Origin of the sequence: Bacterioplanoides sp. SCSIO 12839 (genome assembly GCF_024397975.1) — a bacterium.
Classification (GTDB): Bacteria; Pseudomonadota; Gammaproteobacteria; order Pseudomonadales; family Oceanobacteraceae; genus Bacterioplanoides.
The window spans coordinates 72,019-91,610 of the sequence record NZ_CP073745.1 but is presented as its reverse complement, the minus strand read 5'-3'; the positions used below and the strand labels follow the sequence as shown (position 1 = coordinate 91,610).

The 19,592-nt window shown below is 48.5% G+C and carries 20 protein-coding genes; 12 read left to right on the top strand and 8 right to left on the bottom strand.

Annotated features, from left to right (window positions below):
• The first annotated feature begins 4 nt into the window (after positions 1-4).
• Genes tatA through tatC form a run of 3 tightly spaced genes read left to right on the top strand, consistent with a single transcriptional unit; the run spans position 5 to position 1,427 of the window.
• Entirely contained in the window at positions 5-283 is a 279-nt protein-coding gene (tatA, locus tag KFF03_RS00430; RefSeq protein ID WP_255858322.1) for a Sec-independent protein translocase subunit TatA, read from the top strand.
• A gap of 11 nt (positions 284-294) precedes the next feature.
• Positions 295-672 carry a Sec-independent protein translocase protein TatB gene (gene tatB / locus KFF03_RS00425; RefSeq protein ID WP_255858321.1) on the top strand — a complete coding sequence of 126 codons (378 nt, stop codon included), beginning with the start codon at positions 295-297 and terminating at the stop codon, positions 670-672.
• Positions 669-1,427: a twin-arginine translocase subunit TatC gene (gene tatC / locus KFF03_RS00420; RefSeq protein WP_255858320.1), complete on the top strand. Its 759-nt coding sequence runs from the start codon at positions 669-671 to the stop codon at positions 1,425-1,427. The genes tatB and tatC overlap by 4 nt, the downstream gene beginning before the upstream one ends.
• An 89-nt stretch (positions 1,428-1,516) precedes the next feature.
• Here the strand turns inward: tatC and KFF03_RS00415 are convergent, their stop codons facing one another.
• From KFF03_RS00415 to KFF03_RS00405, 3 genes are all read right to left on the bottom strand, one after another.
• Positions 1,517-2,317 carry a hypothetical protein gene (locus KFF03_RS00415; protein WP_255858319.1) on the bottom strand — a complete coding sequence of 267 codons (801 nt, stop codon included), beginning with the start codon at positions 2,315-2,317 and terminating at the stop codon, positions 1,517-1,519.
• 3 nt (positions 2,318-2,320) lie between these two features.
• Positions 2,321-2,635 (bottom strand): hypothetical protein, encoded by a 315-nt coding sequence (locus KFF03_RS00410; protein WP_255858318.1) that lies wholly within the window; start codon positions 2,633-2,635, stop codon positions 2,321-2,323.
• A 65-nt stretch (positions 2,636-2,700) separates the two neighbouring features.
• Positions 2,701-4,074, bottom strand: coding sequence for a serine protease (locus KFF03_RS00405; protein WP_255858317.1), 1,374 nt, complete (start codon positions 4,072-4,074; stop codon positions 2,701-2,703).
• A gap of 126 nt (positions 4,075-4,200) precedes the next feature.
• On the opposite strand from KFF03_RS00405, the gene KFF03_RS00400 reads away from it, so the two are divergent.
• Together KFF03_RS00400 and KFF03_RS00395 are read left to right on the top strand one after the other, a co-directional pair.
• Entirely contained in the window at positions 4,201-5,049 is an 849-nt protein-coding gene (locus KFF03_RS00400) for a DUF6502 family protein (RefSeq protein WP_255858316.1), read from the top strand.
• Positions 5,033-6,217, top strand: a complete 1,185-nt coding sequence (locus tag KFF03_RS00395; protein ID WP_255858315.1) for a DUF5666 domain-containing protein — start codon at positions 5,033-5,035, stop codon at positions 6,215-6,217. Before KFF03_RS00400 ends, KFF03_RS00395 begins: the two co-directional genes overlap by 17 nt.
• Positions 6,218-6,261: 44 nt before the next feature.
• Here KFF03_RS00395 and KFF03_RS00390 read toward each other — a convergent pair whose 3' ends face one another.
• The 3 genes from KFF03_RS00390 to KFF03_RS00380 form a co-directional block, all read right to left on the bottom strand.
• On the bottom strand, positions 6,262-6,771 hold the full coding sequence (locus KFF03_RS00390) for a hypothetical protein (protein WP_255858314.1): 510 nt from the start codon (positions 6,769-6,771) through the stop codon (positions 6,262-6,264).
• A gap of 154 nt (positions 6,772-6,925) precedes the next feature.
• A complete protein-coding gene (locus KFF03_RS00385) occupies positions 6,926-8,692 on the bottom strand; it encodes a GspE/PulE family protein (RefSeq protein ID WP_370647421.1) in 1,767 nt (588 codons plus the stop codon).
• Positions 8,693-8,720: 28 nt separating this feature from the next.
• Positions 8,721-10,184: an inorganic triphosphatase gene (locus KFF03_RS00380; RefSeq protein WP_255858313.1), complete on the bottom strand. Its 1,464-nt coding sequence runs from the start codon at positions 10,182-10,184 to the stop codon at positions 8,721-8,723.
• 222 nt (positions 10,185-10,406) lie between these two features.
• On the opposite strand from KFF03_RS00380, the gene argE reads away from it, so the two are divergent.
• From argE to KFF03_RS00345, 7 genes are all read left to right on the top strand, one after another.
• A complete protein-coding gene (gene argE / locus KFF03_RS00375) occupies positions 10,407-11,600 on the top strand; it encodes an acetylornithine deacetylase (RefSeq protein ID WP_255858312.1) in 1,194 nt (397 codons plus the stop codon).
• Positions 11,601-11,676: 76 nt separating this feature from the next.
• Positions 11,677-13,011, top strand: a complete 1,335-nt coding sequence (argA, locus tag KFF03_RS00370) for an amino-acid N-acetyltransferase (RefSeq protein WP_255858311.1) — start codon at positions 11,677-11,679, stop codon at positions 13,009-13,011.
• Positions 13,008-13,796, top strand: a complete 789-nt coding sequence (locus tag KFF03_RS00365; protein WP_255858310.1) for a spermidine synthase — start codon at positions 13,008-13,010, stop codon at positions 13,794-13,796. Before argA ends, KFF03_RS00365 begins: the two co-directional genes overlap by 4 nt.
• A gap of 76 nt (positions 13,797-13,872) precedes the next feature.
• Positions 13,873-14,748 (top strand): bile acid:sodium symporter family protein, encoded by an 876-nt coding sequence (locus tag KFF03_RS00360; RefSeq protein WP_255858309.1) that lies wholly within the window; start codon positions 13,873-13,875, stop codon positions 14,746-14,748.
• A gap of 129 nt (positions 14,749-14,877) precedes the next feature.
• The gene (locus KFF03_RS00355) at positions 14,878-16,044 is read left to right on the top strand and encodes a porin (protein WP_255858308.1); all 1,167 of its coding nucleotides are present in this window, start codon (positions 14,878-14,880) and stop codon (positions 16,042-16,044) included.
• A gap of 20 nt (positions 16,045-16,064) precedes the next feature.
• Positions 16,065-16,487 carry a phosphate ABC transporter substrate-binding protein gene (locus KFF03_RS00350; protein ID WP_255858307.1) on the top strand — a complete coding sequence of 141 codons (423 nt, stop codon included), beginning with the start codon at positions 16,065-16,067 and terminating at the stop codon, positions 16,485-16,487.
• An 11-nt stretch (positions 16,488-16,498) separates the two neighbouring features.
• A complete protein-coding gene (locus KFF03_RS00345; protein ID WP_255858306.1) occupies positions 16,499-18,049 on the top strand; it encodes a TonB family protein in 1,551 nt (516 codons plus the stop codon).
• A 41-nt stretch (positions 18,050-18,090) separates the two neighbouring features.
• Here the strand turns inward: KFF03_RS00345 and KFF03_RS00340 are convergent, their stop codons facing one another.
• Positions 18,091-18,297 (bottom strand): hypothetical protein, encoded by a 207-nt coding sequence (locus KFF03_RS00340; RefSeq protein WP_255858305.1) that lies wholly within the window; start codon positions 18,295-18,297, stop codon positions 18,091-18,093.
• 140 nt (positions 18,298-18,437) lie between these two features.
• Positions 18,438-19,523, bottom strand: coding sequence for a patatin-like phospholipase family protein (locus tag KFF03_RS00335; RefSeq protein WP_255858304.1), 1,086 nt, complete (start codon positions 19,521-19,523; stop codon positions 18,438-18,440).
• Between the last annotated feature and the right edge of the window lie 69 nt (positions 19,524-19,592).

Here is a 19,592-nt window from a genome sequence, read left to right as displayed (position 1 = left end):
TCTCATGCTTAGTGGTATCAGCATCTGGCAATTATTAATTGTACTGGCCATTGTCATTATGATTTTTGGCACCAAAAAACTGCGTTCTCTGGGCGGTGACTTAGGCGGCGCTGTGAAAGGCTTCAAAAAAGCCATGAACGAAGACCCCGCTGAGAAAAAAGACGAAGAAGCAAAAAATCTGACTCACGAAAAAGCCGATGAGTTAGAAAAAGACGCGGATTTTGCTGAAACCAAAACCGCTCAAAAAAGCGCAGAGCCATCTGCTGACAAAAAAGACCAATAAGATAGCCACTGATGTTTGATATCGGCTTTCTTGAATTAATGGTCGTTGCCATTCTGGGCCTGCTGGTGCTGGGCCCGGAACGACTTCCCAAGGCTGCCCGCAGCCTGGGCCTGCTGATTGGCAAAGTACGTCGTACCATGAGCAATATTCAGGACGACCTTGAGCGTCATGCCCGTACGGAGGAGTTGAGAGAAAAGCTCAAAGATCCGTACGCCACCTTTATGGATGACGACCAAAAGCAGAATACGGCGACCAGTGCCCCATCGTCAGTTGTTGACTCTGACACGCCTGCTGATCAAACAGCAGCACATCAGACAACTACACCTAAGACAGCTACACCCCAGACAGCTTCGCCATCACCTTCTTCAGACGACCATAAAACTTCATGAGTACAGATCAGGAACAACCGCTCGTTTCGCATCTGATCGAGCTGCGCAATCGTTTATTAAAGTCGGTACTGTTGGTGCTGGCGTTGTTTTTAAGCATGTTTTATTTCGCCAATGATCTTTACCTGATCATGGTTGAGCCGCTCTCAAATCTGCTACCCAATACCGGCGATATGATTGCGACTGGTGTTGCCTCACCTTTTTTAGTGCCGTTTAAAATGACCATGGTGCTGGCGATTTTATTAGCCATTCCATTTATTCTGTTTCAGATTTGGTCGTTTATTGCTCCGGGGCTGTATCAACATGAAAAGAAGTTTGGCATCCCGCTGTTAATCTCCAGCATTATTTTATTTTATGCCGGTATCGCTTTTGCCTACTTTGTGGTGCTACCACTGGTGTTTGGTTTCTTTACCGCTACCGGTCCGGATGGCGTATCGTTTTTACCCGACATTGCCAACATCCTGAATTTTATTCTCAAAATCTTTTTTGCTTTTGGTATCGCTTTTGAAATTCCGATTGCCACCTTTCTGATGGTATTAACAGGCGTGACAACGGTGCAGTCATTAAGCGAAAAGCGCCCATATATCTTCCTGGGGTGTTTTGTGGTTGGCATGCTGGTAACACCACCGGATGTGATTTCACAAACCGTACTGGCATTGCCGATGTATTCGTTATTTGAAATTGGTGTGTTGTTCTCGCGTATGATTAAACCGCGCGAAAACGACGACGATTCTGGTGAAAACTCAATTGCCGGGTAACTAATTCACCATCAAAAAAGCCCGGGGGATTGTTTATCAACAGTACCCCGGGCTTTTTTATATCCGTCGATTAACGTTCTGTTAACAGACTACAACCGCCATCGGTGTGACAAGTTAAGACCAAACACCTGATCAGACACCACATCGCTGAATCCTTTGCCGACTGAGCCAGACAATGACCAGTCGCGGTTAATCCGCCAGTAACCGTTTAAAGAACCGGAGCGTACGTCATCCACCGAGCCGGTTGAGGCTTGTTTGGCATAAAAAGAAGCGCCAATGCCAATACGCCGTTCGGGGAAAAACATGGTCGATAAGCGGATATAATTTCGCGCATTATTGGCCGCATCCTGTTTATGGGTGCGCCAATGCCTACCCAATGTCATGCTCAGCGACAGCTGGTCAAACCGTTGGCTGCGCTGTATTGCTGCAAACCATTCATGGCGGCCATTCGAAAAGCCATTTTCATCATCCGCCAGTGGAATTTTCCAACGCCCGGAAGCGCGCCACAAACCGCCACTCTGGCGATAATAAGAGGTTTGTTTTGGCCATTGATAACTGAATTTAATATTGGGGTCACCCAGGCCACGGCGCTCCTCATTACGCTCAATAAATTCGCGGATTAAAAAGCCATCTTCATCCACGTATTCATCAATCAGCAATGTACGAGGGCCGGTTTGCGATAAATACGCCTGACTGAAACCCAACTGCCATTGAGGGCGTTGATAGTTAACCGATAGCTGGTTAACCAGTGTTTCTGTTTCAATGCCCGTCACACGGCCATAATCACCAGTAAAGTGATAAGTCGACCAGTTAAGCTTCAGTTGTTCGCGAGCCTCTGCCCAAGTGTTCATCAACAACAGTAAACACAGCACACGAACAAACAGCATCATAACTCAGGGCTTCTCCTTAACGGGGTTTTCGAGGGTAACAAATTGGCCAGGAATGCGTTTGGTTTCAAAATTCAACGTCGTTACAAACGGCATCCGGCGACACCGGTCAGGGGTGTCTCGTTGTAACAATAGCAGGTCTTCTTTCCAGACCAGAGAAAAATCCTCCGTCGTAGTACAACCATGACTGGTAACCTCAACGAACAGCAGGTTCCCCTGCCAGCGATAGCCAAAAATAGTTTCAGCAGGTTCCTGACTTTTCCCCGATGTGCTGCAAGCCGATAACAGCACCAGCACGGATAGCAGTAAGCTAAGTTTCATTTTTAACCCCTTGCAGCCGGGCATTCCCGGCTGATTTTGATGTTGATATTTTCATTTATCACGTTTTAACGGCGACGACTGACAACGGGCAACAACAGTAGTCCCAACAGCATCCATGGGTTTAATGCCCCCAATAATTTATTGTCGTCATCATCATCGTCTTCTTTTGGCTTGTTATCCGATGCGCTGTTGTCTGACGGCTTATTAGAAGCATCACAGTCACCGGATTCGATGCCTAACTGTTGCATCAAAGAGCAATTCATCTCGGCATCAAATTCATTGCCATTAATGACATATAGCTCAACGTTAATTTCACCATGCTGAGCATGATTGGTTTTAACGGATAACTGACCTTCTGCCGTATCGGTTCCCTGTGAGGCCTGGTATTGGAGGGTAATATCACAACCTTTACCCGCCTCAATAGCCTGGTTATCACAACCATTCTGCTTCAGGCTGAAACCATCGCCAGTGACCGCCACCTCATTCACCATCAGGTTTTCTTTGGCATCTTGTGGGTTTGTGAGAGTCACTGTCGCCGCAACGCTGGTGTCATTTTTTTTCACAAACATGTCCAGATAAGCTGGCAGGCCTAACACCGACTCCATAATGGTTTCACCACCAGAGCCTCCACCTTGATGAGCCGGAACTTCACCGTTTTGAGCTTTGGTGATCCAGTCCCGATACGCGGCAACACGCGTGTAGACTCCGGGGAATTTAGCCACAGCACAACCTTCACCAAAACTGGTGACACCCAGCTGTACCATGCTGCCGCCTGACTCAACGAACAGCGGGCCACCACTATCACCCTGACAGGAGTCTTTACCACCCGCATCCAGGCCCGCACAAACCATATTGTTGGTAATATCAATTTTCAGCGGCGCATAGTTTGTTTTACAACTCGCTTGCGCAAACAAAGGTACTTTTACCTGCTGCAATATGTTGGGCAAGCTGCCATCGTCGCCGTCTCGGGTTAACCCCCAGCCAATCGTTGTCAGTTCTGTACCGTCAGCCAGGTTCGCCATAAAGTTAGCATCCGCTAAAGCAACCGGTGTTTTGTCCGACACTGCCGTTAGTTTTAACAGTGCGATGTCATGATCATCACCATATTGTTGATGAATATAAATATCGCTGACATCTCGCAATTGTTCTCCACTATCATTTTTGCTCAGGTCGTGATCAGCAATCGAGACCTGAATACCACTGGCCACTTCACTCTCCACACAATGCGCTGCCGTTAACACCCACTGGCTGGCAATAAGGCTGGCACCACAAAAGTGTTCCGCTCCCGGCTTGCTTTGTACCGAGACCATCCAGGGGTAAACCGATGTCGGAGCATTCTCACCACCGATAATACGATGAGACCGTTGCGACTCGATTGTTTGAGCACCGGTATTGACCGCCAACAATCCCAAAGCAGTGAATGCTATTAATTTCTTCATAATGACAACCTTTTTTGCGTGGAAAATTTTCCCTCTACGCAATTAAAATTACGTGGGAATTTTTCCCTTGTCAAAGAAAAATCAAACAAAGTGGGAAAAAGTCCCTCACTGAAGTATGCTTGGAATATGAAAAACCGCGACCTATCCAATAGCCAAAGCCCGGCTCCCAACGCCCTCAACCAGGCAGTACAGCGCCTATTAAAGCCGTTGGTGAAACTCTTATTGTCGTTTCAAATCACTTACCCGGTGATTCAGGAGTGGCTGAAAAAAGCCATGGTGGAGGTGGCTGAGCGTGACTTCCCACTGGCGGATAAGCCTCAGACGGATACCCGCTTAAGCCTGTTAACCGGCATCCACCGTAAAGACATCAAACGTTTACGGGCACCGGTTGATGACGCACAAACGCCTCCAGAATCGGTCAGCCTCGGAGTGCAGATTGCCGCTTATTGGATGGCACACTATGGCGATGCAGCACACCAACCCATGCCTTTGCCTTTTAAGCGGCAGAGCGATTCCCCCAGCTTTGAGAGCCTGGTTGAGCAGGTCGCCAAAAAAGACATTCGTGCGCGGGTGGTATTGGATGAATGGTTGCGCCTTGGTATTGCCGAGACCTTCGAGCAAAACAATGAGCTTTTTTTGCGCTTGTCAGACAGCGCATTTGTGCCGCAACAGGGAATCGAAGAGAAAGCCTTTTTTCTGGGTATGAACCTGTCTGACCATATTGCCACCATCAGTCATAACCTGTCAGAACAGCCACCTAAATTTGAACGTTGTTTGTATTACGATGGCTTATCGGAAGCATCTGTCGCCGAGTTAAAACAGTTGGCCGCCGATGAAGGCATGGCAATGCTCACGCGTTTAAATCAGCGCGCTCTGGAGCTGAAGCAGCAAGATGCCGCAGAAAATCATCAACAGCGAATCAACATTGGCATCTATGTGTTCGACGAGGAGCAGGACAATGCGCCGAGTCACTAGATTCGCCAGCGGACTACTATGCTGCCTGCTGATTGCCTGCAGTACATCATCACCGCCTAACTGGCGCTCACTGGAATCCTCTCGCTCGGCAAACATTGAATACCGCGGCGCCCTTGAATACCTCAACTCAACGCCAGAAAATGGCCTGGGCGGCACCGGCAAACCTGTTTTTTCTCATCCAGAAAATGGTCTCGGTGGTTCCGGCAAACACGCGCGTAATGGTTTGGGCGGTACTGGCAGCCCGGTGAATCAGCAACGTAGCCAACCGCTTGAAAATGGCCTGGGTGGCACCGGACAAAAACCCAAACACACCACCATCGTTGGCAGCGTCAGCGCTTTTGGCAGTATTTGGGTGAATGATCGCCACATCCTGCTACCGGACGAGACGCGTTACTTCCGTGACGGTGAACACAGCCAACGCGGTGATATTCGCCTGGGTCAGGTCGTTGCAGTATTGGCTGACGAATACGGTGACGACTATCAGGCGCTGGAAGTGCATTCGGTTAATAATGTCACGGGGCCGCTGACATCGATTCAGCGCATCAGTAGCGATAAAACCGAGCTGCAGATTTTGGGTCAGCGCATTATTGTCGATAAACAAACGCGCATTCTGAATCAGCAAACACTGTTAGCACCAGAACAGCTGCAAGTTGATCAATGGTTAGTGATCAGTGGGTTACGCGCACCCGATCAAAGCATTCGCGCCAGCCTGATCCGCACCACAGAACAACGTACGGCTCTGCTCGCCGGGCCAATATCGGCGTTGGAAGGCAGCTATGTATTAGGGGACCAGGCGCTTACATTCCCTGATTCCACACCCGACCTGAACCAGCCAATCAGCATGCAAGGTGAGCTACTGGACGATCAGTTTATCGTTAACGACTGGCAACCCATGCCTCTCTCCCGCCTGCTGGAATTAGCGGATGAGTTCTGGCTGGAAGGTTTCCCGATGGAGGATGCGGAGTTTTATCTGGAAGGTTTCGAAGTCGATTTGCCCGACCTCCTGGATGATATGGAGTTCGACGACAGTATTCACATTGGCTTTGATGATGAAGGTGAATTCTGGCTCGATGATTTTGAGCACGACGAACTGGACGTTGAAGGCTTATACGAACTGGAATATGAAGGTGATTATTTTCCGGATACGGATTATCCGGAAGACTACTGAAAGCATCGTACGTCGCGCCGATGCTTTCGCAATATTTTAAGTGCTTATGACTGAGTCACTCGTAAAAACGTTTCCTGTAAGACTTTCACATCATTGGCGGCCCGATGGCGGCCAACATTTAATTCATCCCAGAGGTGTTGCTTGGTGTCATGCCAGGCTTCCATTTGCGCTTCGTTAAGCAGCTTATTCACCGTTTCGATGCGGAAGCGCTGAATAAGTTCTGCTTCATCAAATAAACGGCCAATCCACGAAGAGTCAAAACTCCAGGCATCCGAATACAGGGTTTTGCCAGCCAGCAGCTCATTCATTTTGAGTGCAATTTCACGCGGGTTTAAACCATGCTCCTGCAATTGCGCACGTGAGATGCCATGAATTTTCTCAGCTTCTTCACTCCAGTGGGTCCAGCTCTGGGCAGGACGAATCAGAAAGCTGTGCACCTGACGATCTTCCAGTGCAAAGCCCACTTCGATTGGATAACTGCCGCGACCAAAACCGGATGCTTCCAGATCAATAATCGCTGGCGGCTGTGCCGCGTCTTCCTGTGTTTTATCCACCTTGAGTACCAAGTGCCTCGTTATTCAGAAATTATTGTTGTAATACCAGAGGAAGTTTAGCTGGTGTTTGCTTGCGAAACGATGAACAAACGCCAATTTTGTTAATTTTTTAACTCGATTTAACGCTTTGCTCCGTTCTACTTCGTTGATCTGCCTACATTTTTGACAGCGGCGCGACTCTTAAAACTTCCGATATTGTCGTTAACCCTGCCGCCACTTTATGCGCGCCACTCAAACGTAAACTGTGCATGCCTTCTTTCATTGCGGCTTGGCGCAACTTGCCGTGGTCGGTGGTGTCGTCAATCAGGTTTTCTAATGTGGAGGTCATGGGCATCACTTCGTAAATGCCCATTCGTCCTAAAAACCCAGTGCCGCGACATTCTAAACAGCCATTGGCGCGATAGATTTTTTCTGGCGTTTTCACCAACCAAGGCGCGGTGAGCTGTTTCCAGTCTTTTTCATCCACCGCGTGTGGTTCTTTGCAGTGTGGGCATAAGGTACGCACCAGGCGTTGGGCCATCACCCCTAACACCGACGATTTAATCAGGTACGCGGGCAAGCCCAGTTCCTGCAACCGGGTGAATGCCGATGGTGCATCATTGGTGTGCAAGGTCGATAACACCAGGTGGCCGGTCAAGGCGGCTTGCACCGCAATTTCGGCGGTTTCCAGATCCCGCACCTCACCCACCATAATGATATCCGGGTCTTGCCGTAACAGCGCCTTAACACCATCCGCAAAGGCCAGATCAATCGCCGGATTCACCTGCATCTGGTTAAACGAGCCTTCGACCATTTCGATTGGGTCTTCGATGGTAGAGACGTTCACTTCCGGCGTCGCCAGCGTTTTTAAGGTGGTGTATAGGGTGGTGGTTTTGCCCGACCCGGTTGGTCCTGTCACAAACACAATGCCGTGGTTGTTGGTGGTCATCTGATCCCAGCGGCGTTTGTCTTCTTTGCTGAAGCCAAGGTCGGAAAAGCTGCGCACCAATACCGATGGGTCAAATACCCGCATCACCATCTTTTCACCAAAGGCGGTAGGCAAGGTGGATAAACGTAATTCCACTTCTTCGCCGGCGGGGGTTTTGGTTTTTAAGCGACTGTCTTGTGGGCGGCGCTTTTCGGCGATGTTCATTCGCCCTAACGATTTAATCCGCGCCACCACCGCTTGGGAAACCTGAGCCGGAAATTCGTACACATTGTGCAGCACGCCATCAATGCGAAAACGCACATGGCCGACTTCACGGCGTGGTTCAATATGAATATCACTGGCGCGCTGATCAAATGCGTATTGCAGCAGCCAATCCACAATATTGATGATGTGTTCGTCATTGGCTTCCGGTGCCTGAGCTTTGCCCAGTTCCAGCATCGACTCCAGATTTTGTACCGAGCTGATGCCGCCGTGGGCCTGTCCAGCGCGGTTCACGGAGTTGGCGAGCTGATAAAACTCCACCCTAAAGCGTTCAATATCAGCCGGCGATGTCAGTACACGCTTCACCAAACGCCGAGTGGTGTGTTCCAGATCCTGAATCCAACCTGTTATAAACGGCTCAGCCGTCGCAACCGTGACTTCATCTTTGCTGACTTTTACCGCCAGAATTTTATGCCGCTCAGAAAAGGCGTACGACATCTGCGCCGTAACGGAACCGACATCAATTTCCAGCGGGTCAATGTTGTAGCTTTCCAGATTATTCTGGGCCGCCAGCCATTGAATCAAAGCGTCTTCGGTTAACGCTTTGCCGGTTTTGGCGTTAGTGAAATTCTGACGGGCAATCAGAGTGAGCGGATGTAAGTTTTCCTCACCCTGATTGCGGCGGATACTGAGGCCACTCTGATACTCGTCATCAGACAACACCTCATCCCGACGTAACTCTTCCAGCAAGGTCGTTAAAGCCAGGTGGCGTTCAGCCTGTGACTGCATCATATATAGGTTCCTCAGTGATCAAAGTGGTTTAACGTACCGCGTTGCTGAATTCCAGCCAACGACCCCACAGTTCGTAAGGCAGTTCTTCGTGCAGTTGCAACTGCTGCTCGTCGCTCAGTGTTTCAGCCGCGTTTTGCACCAGAGTCTGACCATTCACAATATCAGATAACAGGCGGCGCTCGCGTTGGTGTTGGTGCTGATGCGCCGAATCAACCACGTCACCCACTAACACATGGCGCAGCAGATGCAGATGTTGCAGGCGCGCTACCTGAGATTGCAGATCGGCCCATTGGTTCAGATGCCAGCTCTCGTGAGGCGCTGCGAGTGTTTGCTGCGCTTCTTTCCAGCTGCGATGGAAGTAGTGGCTTAAGGTTTCACCGCTGACTCCGGCTTTAACACCCACATGCGCCTCATCACCTGCACCCGCTTCGCCTGCCATTTGCTGCAAGCGTGGTAATTGGTCGTAACTCCAGTGAGCAATCGCCAGCAGCGCCTGAGCTAACTCAGCACTGTCACGCAGTTGTTGAGCGCACTCCAGCCAGCGCGAGCGCAGTCCTGCATCATTAAAGAAGCGTTGGGCAGTGGTTAACGCCGACAAGGTTTCTAAACCGGGCTGTAACTGATCCAGTGCCTGACGCAGTTCTTTGGTGTCTTTGCGCTTGATGATTTTGCCGCACCACTGCGGCAGGTGGCGCAGTGCTAACCAATGCTGCCAGCATTCCAGCGATGCTTGAGAGTCGTCCTCCCACAAAGCTTTTTCCAGCGTACGTTTAAACAACACCAAATGATGTTGCAGCCATAATGGAACGGCCTGAGCTAACGGCATGGTTTCATTGAAAGAAGCGCTGTTATCGGCCCAGCGAACACCAATACCGGAAAGGCCATAACCACGCTCGGCTTTGCTGATATCACTGATCCATAACGGCGTGTGTGGCAGTAGTTGTTGTGCCATCGCCCATAAGCCTGTCGCATCACCGTCCAGCAGTTCTAACTCCAGTTCACACAATGGCTGGGTTTTATCACCGCTGCGAATCTCGCCCTGATCAATCACCACCTCTGCCGTGGTGGTTTTACCATCAGTCTCCAGCGTCCAGCGCCAGGCCCGACGTTGAAAGTGAGTCGCAAACACGGGTTGCAGTTGCTCAATATTGAGGTTTTGCGGCCAGTGCTGTTGTACTTCGTCATCAGCCAGTACGTCGGCATTCAGGGCATTGCTTTCCAGTGGCCAGTTCCACTCGCGGCGCTGATGTAGGCCGCCGTTGGAAGAACCCGCAGTTTTCAGCGTTTGCTCAAAATGATCTCCTTTCTGGCGAATACGTAGCGCGGCTTTGGCGCTGGCTAATGCCGCATCATCACTGTCGTAATAGTGATTTTGCAGCAACTTTTCACCGTCAGGCTCAGCGTACTGGTTAAGGAAATTCACCAGAGCATGGCTCGGGTCATTAAGATTCTGCGGGCTGAGCCGCAGTTTTAGTTCGATTTCTGTAGTCATGGCGGTATTGTTATAGGCGATAGCAAGATTCGCAAGAAAGTATTGTCGAGATTTTTAAGTAAGCCTGATATTCAGGTGGCAAGTTCGGCTCAGGAGATGTTTTTCAATAGCAGCGACAGGACGTCGCGGTAGCCCGGCAGGCACATGGATGTGCCTTCGGGGCGGCGGCTGAAAAATTTCCCCTGAGTTGAACTCGGTTTCAGAACATAAAGGAAATAAATCGTGGCAGCACAATTCCGTCTTCCCGGAACGGTTGAAAAATTCAGTACCCTGATTGGCCATAACAGCATCAGTTCGGTCTTGCCGGAGTACGATCAGAGCAATATGGCGGTGATTAATAGCTTAGCCACCTGGCTGGAAGATCTGGATTTTCGGGTACAAATCCTGCCGGTAGAAAACCAACCAGGCAAAGCCAATCTGGTGGCGACACTGGGCGAAGACAACGGCCAGGGCGGTGGCCTGGTATTAAGCGGCCATACCGATACCGTGCCTTGCAACCCAGAGAAGTGGCAATCTGACCCTTTCACCCTAACCGAGCGTGATAACCGCTTTTATGGGTTAGGCACCTGCGATATGAAAGGTTTTTTTGCGCTGGTGCTGGATGCCGTCGAACAATTCCGTGATGCCGAGTTTAAACAACCGCTGATTGTGCTGGCGACCGCGGATGAAGAAAGCTCGATGTCGGGCGCAAGAGCCTTAGCACAGCAGAACGCCCTGAAGATGGGAAAAGCGGCGGGCACCAAAAAACGCTACGCCGTAGTGGGCGAACCCACCAGCTTACGCCCGATTCGTATGCACAAAGGCATTATGATGGAGAATGTGCGCGTGACCGGTCGAGCTGGCCATTCCTCCAATCCGGCTTTGGGCATCAGCGCCATGGATGCCATGCACTCGGTAATGGGCGAACTGATGACTATCCGCAAAGACCTGGCCGCTAATTTTCAGAATGCTCACTTTGCCGTACAAAGCCCCACCATGAATTTGGGCTGTATTCATGGCGGCGATAACCCCAATCGTATTTGTGGCAACTGCGAACTGGCGTTTGATTTACGCGCGTTACCGGGTATGAGCAACGACGACTTACGCGAAGAAATTCGCACCCGCTTAACTCCGATCGCCCAAGCACACGAAGTGGAGTTAGAAGTCGAACCGCTATTCCCCGGTGTTAGTCCATTTGAAACAGCAGAGTCGAGCGCCATTGTGCAAGCCTGCGAACGCTTAACATCTGCAAAAAGTGAAGCCGTCGCCTTTGCCACCGAAGCGCCATTTTTACAGGAACTCGGGATTGAAACTCTGGTACTGGGGCCAGGTAATATTGATCAGGCTCATCAGGTAGACGAATACCTGGCGCACGATCAGATTGAGCCTTGCGTGAATTTAATTGCCCAGTTAATTAACGAGTTTTGTTTAAGCTAAGACCTTTGAATAATAAAGCGCCTTTAAATAATTCAGTGATAAACTGCCTATAACCGATATTATTGAAATCATTATCATGAACGACGAACACAACGAACCATCGACAACGCCATTAAATAACAGCGACTACGTTAAGTGGTTTCGCCATTCGTCGCCCTATATTAATGCGCACCGTGGAAAAACCTTCGTCATCATGTTTGAAGGCGATGCCATCGCCCACGAAAACTTCACCAATGTGATTCAGGATATCGCTCTGCTTAACAGCCTGGGTGTGCAACTGGTGTTGGTGCATGGTGCACGGCCACAAATTGATTCGGTTTTAAAAACTCTGTCGATTAAAAGCGATTTCCATCAGGGGTTTCGCATTACCGATGGCGCAGCGTTAAATGCAGTTAAAGCAGCGGTCGGTATGGTGAAAGCAGATATTGAATCGTTATTATCAGTCGGCGTTCCTGGCTCACCGATGCATGGCTCACGCATCCGTGTGGTGAGTGGTAATTTTGTGACCGCTAAACCCAAAGGTGTGATCGACGGCGTCGATTTTCAGCACACCGGCGAAGTGCGCCGGGTTGAACATCAGGCAATCCGCGAATTATTACAGCAGCATAATATTGTGCTGTTATCCTGCGCCGGTTATTCCCCCAGTGGTGAAATGTTTAACCTCGCGGTTGAAGATGTGGCGCAACAAGCAGCCATCAGTTTGCGCGCCGATAAATTATTAATTCTGGGTAACGACAGTGGCCTGATCAACGAACAAGGTCAGATTATTCAGCAATTAACCAGTACACAATTACAGCAATATTTGCCCGAGTTATCCGGTGAAGCACACAGCCATGCGGCGGCGGCGCTTAACGCGGTGAAGCAAGGTGTACCACGGGCGCAGTTATTAAGTTACGCCGAAGATGGCGCTTTGCTGCAGGAATTATTTACCCGCGAAGGCAATGGCACCCTGATCAGTCAGGAAGCCTACGATCAACTTCGGGCGGCTAATATCGACGACGTGGCGGGCATTCTGGGGTTATTAAAACCGTTGGAAGATCAGGGTGTATTAGTCCGTCGCTCACGGGAATTATTAGAAACCGAAATTCATCGTTTTTATGTTATCGAGCGCGATGGCTTAATCACCGCTTGTGCTGCACTTTACCCCTATTCCGATAAACAAGCTGAACTGGCGTGTGTTGCGGTGCACAGTGATTATCGTGGCAGCAATCGAGGCCAGCGTTTATTGGAACAGATTGAACAGCAGGCACGTCAGCGTCATTACCAGCAATTGTTTGTGCTCACCACCCGCACCGCACACTGGTTTGTTGAGCAAGGTTTTGTTGCCGGTGAAGTCAGCGCACTGCCGCAGGAAAAACAACAGGCGTATAACCTGCAACGCAACTCTAAAGTTTTCTTTAAATCCTTGTGAGCAAGCAGAATTTATTAAGTGCCAATCCGTTATTGGGCCAGGAGATTCATCGTCGTTTTGATGAGTTTGGCCCAATTCAGGTATTTGACGACGGTAATAAACGCTACCTGAGTTTTGGCACCACGGATGAACAAAGCTGCCAACTGAAAAGCCAGCCTTTTCAGTTACAGCACGATTATCTGCGTTGTATGCTGGCGGTATTAAGCCAATACCCACAACCACTAGCCATCACCTCTGCAACGGTACTGGGATTAGGTGGCGGTTCACTGAGCGCCGCACTTTGGCAACAACTTCCACAAGCTCATATTCATGCTATTGAATTACGTGCCGCCGTCGCTCAGATTGCGTATCAGTTTTTTCAGTTACCACGCGATAAACGTTTAACCGTACATACAAACGATGCGGTTGATTTTGTCTCGACTCAGGTTAAACAACAACATAAGACCCAGTTATTATTTTCTGATTTATACCTAGCGGATGGTTTAAACCAGGTGCAACAGCAAACGGATTTTTTAGAAAAATGCGGAGAGTATTTAACTCCGGATGGCTGGCTGGTGCTGAATTTATGGAAAGAACATCGAAGTGACGCCCAGTTACTCAGCACCATCAAAAAGTTATTCGCAACCGTGCTACAAACCACCACCCATGATGGTAACTGGGTTATCTGGGCTTCCCGACAAAAACCGGCGGACAAAAAACAAGCGCGGATAAACTGCAAAGTATTACAGCCGGAGTTTGGTTTTAACCCCTGGGGATTTTGCAAAATGTTTTATCGCTTCTTCTAGTGCCTCGCTTGCTGACCTCTCACCGCTGAGGTAACGTGGCGGGCTTGTTCCTGTTCATCTGACATAAGAGGCAATCATGTACGACGTTTTGATTAAAATCGGACTTCCTATCGCCATTATCCTGATCATGGCTGGCGTCGGCATGAGCTTAACAACCGCAGACTTTCGCCGTGTTGCTCAGCAACCCAAAGGGTTTTTGGTAGGTGCATTTGCTCAACTGGTGCTGCTACCACTGGTCGCCATTATTATTATCGCCGCCTTTGGTCTCAGCGGTGAGCTGGCGATTGGTTTGTTTATTTTGTCATTATGCCCAGGAGGAGCCACCTCAAATTTATATTCATACCTTGCCAAAGGCGATGTTGGTTTATCCATTTCATTAACGGCCGTCATTGGTTTGATAACGCCGTTCACGATTCCCTTACTAGCCGCATGGGCAATTTCTTATTATTCCGACAGCCAACATTTATTAGAACTACCCATCATTAAAACCTGGATCCAACTGATGGTACTGACGGTAATTCCGGTTGCGATTGGTATGTTTATTCGCTCCCGCTGGACTCCATTTGCGATCAAAGCAGAACCTTATATCAGTAAGTTTTCCGTGCTCACTCTGGCTGCCGTGACGTTAAGCATCGTGATTAATATTGGCGCTAAAGTCGTCGATTATGCCATTGCATCTGGCCCGGCCACCCTGGCACTGAACCTGATGACGATGGTGTTAGGTTATGCTTTGGGTAAGTGGCTTCTTCATAATGAAGCACAAGCACGAACCATCTGCTTAGAAGTTGGCCTGCAAAACGGAACATTGGCGATCCTGATTACCACCACACTACTCAGCAGTGCTGAAATGGCCATTGCACCAACCATTTATAGTTTGCTGATGTTTGCGACGGCAGCGCTCTTTACCTACGTAGTACTAAAGAATGAAAAAACAAAACAAACTGTCAATTAAATGCCGAAAGTACAGCTAGAAATGATTAACCATGCCTCATTTCGGCTTAAATTGTTACTTTTCTGGCAGTTTCGATACGACAAAAGAACCATTTAAGATACACTCGCATTTCTGTTTTTGGAGGTAGAAATGCGAATCATTAAAGAAAGGCGCCATCTCTTAGCCGTTGCGATAACAACGCTTGTTACAGCAGACGCACTGGCATCGGACGACAACGATTTCAGCGTTTATGGGTTTGTGAACCTGGGCGTGAATTATATGGATCATGACTACGTCACCTACTCATCTTACGAAAGTGGTGATCCAACCTTTTTTGAACAAGATACCAACATGGGCTTGCAGATCAGCAAACCATTAACTGAACGAACACAAGCGACCGTTCAGGCCATGGCCCGTGCTGAAAATGATTATGCCGTCGAAACAACATTGGCATTTCTGTCTCACTCACTAAGCGACAGTACCGAGCTTCGGGCCGGGCGTTTACGTGTACCATTCTTTTATTATTCAGAATTCCTAGACGTCGGTTACGCCTACAATTGGGTAAGCCCGCCAACGGACGTTTATGCCATCCCCTTTGATGATTACGATGGTATCGATATCACTCATCGTTTTGCAATTGGCAACAACGACGCCCAAGTACAAATCAATAGCGGCCGCCGTCATAAAGACCTTAATCTTTTTGGTGAAAGCTACGAAGCGGAACTGGATAAAATTCAGGGAATGTCCTTCACACTCTACAGTGGTGACTTCACTCATCGTGCCGGTTATCAACAAACCAGCCTGAATATTGAGCTGAATACAGAAGGGGATTTGCGTCGTATTGACCTGGCACAACTTGCCGCCCGCGCGGTTGGTACCAGCAATGGGATCTCTGAAGATGTGATTGATGATTTTAATTTTGAAGACAAGCTCACACGCTATTTTAACTTAGCCAGTACCTACGATAACGGTGACTATAGCTTTGTTGTTGAAGGCACCTACCTCGATTATGAATCCGGGCTATTAATCGATAACTTTGCCTGGTTAGCCAGTGCAGCAAAGCGTTTTGGTGATTTAACACTGCATGCAACTTACTCCACATCACGTGACCGTGTCGATGGCGGTGAAAAAGGTGAACTTCAGAAATTACTGAACCTCCAGGGCGAAGACGACAGCGTCACTCTCGGTATGCGTTATGACCTGGATGCTGCAACGGCATTAAAATTCGAGATGACACACCACGATGAAGAAACCAACCGAGGCCAACCTGGCCGTTCCGCTAATTTGTACCGCTTAGCGTTACAGCTGGTGTTTTAAACAGGCTTGGAGTAGTAACGATGAAATTTATTAACACTTTATGCCTGCTTTGCCTGCTCAGTTTCAGTAGTGCAGCAGAAATCGTGGTGATTGTTGGCGTCAATAATTCCAATACCTATACAGGCTTGGAACAAGATGAAATTAAGCGTATTTTCCTAGGAAAAACATCGCAGTTTCCGGATGGCACAACCGCGGTTGCCTATTCACTACCGAAAGGTAACAAAACACGAGCAGAATTTGCTAAACGCTACTTGGGAAAAACCGAATCTCAACTGAATAGCTATTGGTCACGACGTATTTTTGCTGGTAAACAAAAACCACCAAAAGCAACGGACAACCCACAAGAGATGAAACAAAAAGTAGCAGCAAACGAAAAAGCTATTGGTTACATCGATAGTAAGGATCTCGATTCAACGGTTGTTGTGATTCACCGCTTTAAGTAATGGAATGACACATGCTTCGCTATCTGTTTTCTTTCTTTTTATTGACCAGCTTGCTGACCCATACAGAGAATCAGGCGCAGGCAGCGAATCTTGTATTGAACGGAAGTGCTAACTACACACACCTCACTCGCGACTATTACTCAGCCGCCCTTTATCTGGAACAACACGAGCAATCGATTACGGCGATTAAAAGCAGCCAGTCAGATAAAAGTATGCGGCTGATTGTCATTAACCGCTGGACCCCAAGAAAATGGAAATCTCACTGGCAGGGGAATATTTCCATCAATAATGACACCTTGCCGAGCAATCGCCAGCAAAGTGAAGCGCTAATGGCATTCATCAATCTGCCACAGAATAATCTGGAGCCCGGCGATGATATTCGTATTCAGACGTCTGCAAGCAGCACGCAGGTTTACCTCAATGACGAGTTAGCTATCAGCGCACCGGGGCAAACACTGTTTTTGTATTTACTGAATACCTGGGTCGGTAAATTTCCTCCTTCCAGGGAATTTCGTGACCAGATTCTGGGAATCAAACTTAATCCAGAAACCCGTGAGCAGATTGAAAACCACTCAATTCCTACAGCCCGACTTGGCTTATTGACAAGCTGGAAGGCTGAACAGCAATTACAACGGCGTAACAAGCAACAAGCGAGACTTAAACAAGAACAGATTAAGCAGCAAAGAGAAGCAGAAGAGCGCAGACAAAGGCGTCTTGAAGAACAACGCAAACTTGAAGAACAGCAGGCAAGAATTGCTGAGCAACAGCGTTTAGACAAGCTTGCTGCTGCAGAACATGCCAGGAAAATAAAGCACAAGAAGCAAGCGGAACAAAGGCAATCACAGAGATTGCAGGAGAAAAAAAATAATCAGCAAGCCGAGCTAAAACGCCAACAAGATAACGACGAGCAACGTTTTTATAAGGAACATTATCACTGGCAATTGCAACGCGCATTAAATAATGAAATCCGCTACCCACCGTGGGCCCGGCAATTTAATCAAGAAGGTGATATTCAGATATTATTGACCGTTAATCAGGCTGGAGAAGTGGTTGAACAGCAGCTGATTACAACGGAGCAACCTGAGTTATTATTTGAGGAATTTCAGCGGGCATTGGGAGTTATTACAAGCCAGGTTAAGCCCCATGAAGACCTGAAGGGTAGCCCTTGGAAACTCAAGTTGAGTCACTTGTTTTCTTTGACGAGTGAAAATTCGGTACCAGCCCCTGAACCAGAGCAACCCGAAAGCCTCAAAAACAAAGCTGAAAAAATTGAGTCAACCGCTCAACAGATCAGCTATCAACAACGAGTCAAAGAGCAAATAACTCAATCTTTGGTGTACCCTAAAGCAGCACAAATACTGAAAAAAGAAGGTGAGATTATTGTTGAAATTGAACTGGGTGCTGATGGTAGTATTCTTGCCATTACTGATACACAATTGACACGCCATCGGGAGTTAAATCGGGCATTCAAAAAAGCCATTCAGGACTCCGAACCGTTTGATCCGGTTCCGGGAGAAAAACCGATCCGAATTATTATGAGCTATCAATTCCGTTTGAAGTGAGTGTTACAGGCCAGAGCAGCCTGTAACGACAACATAGAGCATCAGTCTTTAGTCGCTGACTCATAGCCTTTTTTTAGTTTTTCAGCACAACGCTCACGTGCCATTTCTTCGGTCATGGTACGCTGATATTCTTTCATGCAAGTTTCATAAACCGGGCTGGCATGTTCTTTAGTCACTGACACGACTTTGTCCTGATGGGCACATGCAGCTAAAGATACTGCGGCAGCAATAACGAATAATTTTTTCATGATCTTATCTCCTGAAGACACTTTCTGTGAAAGTACACCAGTATATTGACCTGGCGGAAATAAGATATTCAATATCCGCAAAGTTAACCGGATTTTACAACTTTTGTGTTTACCATGGCAGAGGCTGCCTCAATTCACTCCTACCACGGCAGTGGCTCCGCCACTGAGTCCCAGTGGTTATTCTGATCCAGTTCAGCCAAGGCATCGCCTAATGCTTCACATTGTTGCGCCACTTGATCCCAGCGGCTACGGCGCTGCGGATATTCAAAATCATAAAAGTCCTGTAAATCAGGTACGTGCCCACCGGGTAAGGTAGCGGCAAATTCCCAACTTGGGGCAATGATAATGGTGCGCTTGTAATGTTCACGCGACGCAGTACGCCAGCGCAGTTTTTTATCAAACCAGCCCCCTTTAGGCGCTTGCGCAAAATAATGCGGATACAACACAAAACCATCATCGGGGAAGATTGGCAGGTCGAACTGGTAATCACTCACTCCACCATCACGATAGGTACCTTTAGGTGCTCCTGGAATATGACGAACCCCAGAAATCGCCAGTGGAATAGCCCCCGTTGCCAGCAATGCTTGCTTCAGATTCTGTTCGGTTAACGTGACCTGAGCAGCAGGCAAATGTGGAAAGTGTGTAATCGGCGGTTTATTTGGGTGATGCATCAGCGTGCGTTCAATAAAAGGGCGCATCGCTGGCCGAGCAATCAGGTTAGCGACTAAGGCAGCCCCCATTCCCAATGCCTGAATTGGCTTTTGCTCACTGGCTCCCAGGCCACGACAGCGGGTAATGATAGTGTGATAACGCACTACCGGATTGTGAATAATCTCTGCGGCACCCTGCTCGCCCAACAATTGCTCCATTATATAAACACACCCGTCTGCGACTTCTTGTGCGCTGGGTTTGTCAGAATAATTCTGCGCCATATACGCTTCTTGCAAACGGGCGTGGGCTGCCAAAGGATTTTGTTGCGCATAACACGCCATGCGCCAGGCACCGGCGGAGGTGCCTAACACATGCAAAGGCTGTTGACGGTCAGCAAACCATTCGCTCAACAAATACCGATCAATCGCCGCCAGTGATAACCATTTGGGGCCACCGGATGCACCCAACATCATGGTGATATCACTGGCACACAGACCCTTCTCACGAATGTGTTGCAGGGCTTCGCTGCCAGCAAAAATTTTCAGTGGAAAAGAGCGAACGGAAGGAGTAGCCAAAATCATATCCTCGTATCAGATAAGCGCAGTGTAAAAAATTAACGCCAAAAAGACAGAGGGAAATGTGTC

Bases quoted from the DNA above. Each gene is read 5' to 3' on its own strand.
- tatA (WP_255858322.1), top strand. From the start codon at position 5: ATGCTTAGTGGTATCAGCATCTGGCAATTATTAATTGTACTGGCCATT.
- tatB (WP_255858321.1), top strand. From the start codon at position 295: ATGTTTGATATCGGCTTTCTTGAATTAATGGTCGTTGCCATTCTGGGC.
- tatC (WP_255858320.1), top strand. From the start codon at position 669: ATGAGTACAGATCAGGAACAACCGCTCGTTTCGCATCTGATCGAGCTG.
- KFF03_RS00415 (WP_255858319.1), bottom strand. From the start codon at position 2,317: ATGATGCTGTTTGTTCGTGTGCTGTGTTTACTGTTGTTGATGAACACT.
- KFF03_RS00410 (WP_255858318.1), bottom strand. From the start codon at position 2,635: ATGAAACTTAGCTTACTGCTATCCGTGCTGGTGCTGTTATCGGCTTGC.
- KFF03_RS00405 (WP_255858317.1), bottom strand. From the start codon at position 4,074: ATGAAGAAATTAATAGCATTCACTGCTTTGGGATTGTTGGCGGTCAAT.
- KFF03_RS00400 (WP_255858316.1), top strand. From the start codon at position 4,201: ATGAAAAACCGCGACCTATCCAATAGCCAAAGCCCGGCTCCCAACGCC.
- KFF03_RS00395 (WP_255858315.1), top strand. From the start codon at position 5,033: ATGCGCCGAGTCACTAGATTCGCCAGCGGACTACTATGCTGCCTGCTG.
- KFF03_RS00385 (WP_370647421.1), bottom strand. From the start codon at position 8,692: ATGATGCAGTCACAGGCTGAACGCCACCTGGCTTTAACGACCTTGCTG.
- KFF03_RS00380 (WP_255858313.1), bottom strand. From the start codon at position 10,184: ATGACTACAGAAATCGAACTAAAACTGCGGCTCAGCCCGCAGAATCTT.
- argA (WP_255858311.1), top strand. From the start codon at position 11,677: ATGAACGACGAACACAACGAACCATCGACAACGCCATTAAATAACAGC.
- KFF03_RS00360 (WP_255858309.1), top strand. From the start codon at position 13,873: ATGTACGACGTTTTGATTAAAATCGGACTTCCTATCGCCATTATCCTG.
- KFF03_RS00355 (WP_255858308.1), top strand. From the start codon at position 14,878: ATGCGAATCATTAAAGAAAGGCGCCATCTCTTAGCCGTTGCGATAACA.
- KFF03_RS00350 (WP_255858307.1), top strand. From the start codon at position 16,065: ATGAAATTTATTAACACTTTATGCCTGCTTTGCCTGCTCAGTTTCAGT.
- KFF03_RS00345 (WP_255858306.1), top strand. From the start codon at position 16,499: ATGCTTCGCTATCTGTTTTCTTTCTTTTTATTGACCAGCTTGCTGACC.
- KFF03_RS00340 (WP_255858305.1), bottom strand. From the start codon at position 18,297: ATGAAAAAATTATTCGTTATTGCTGCCGCAGTATCTTTAGCTGCATGT.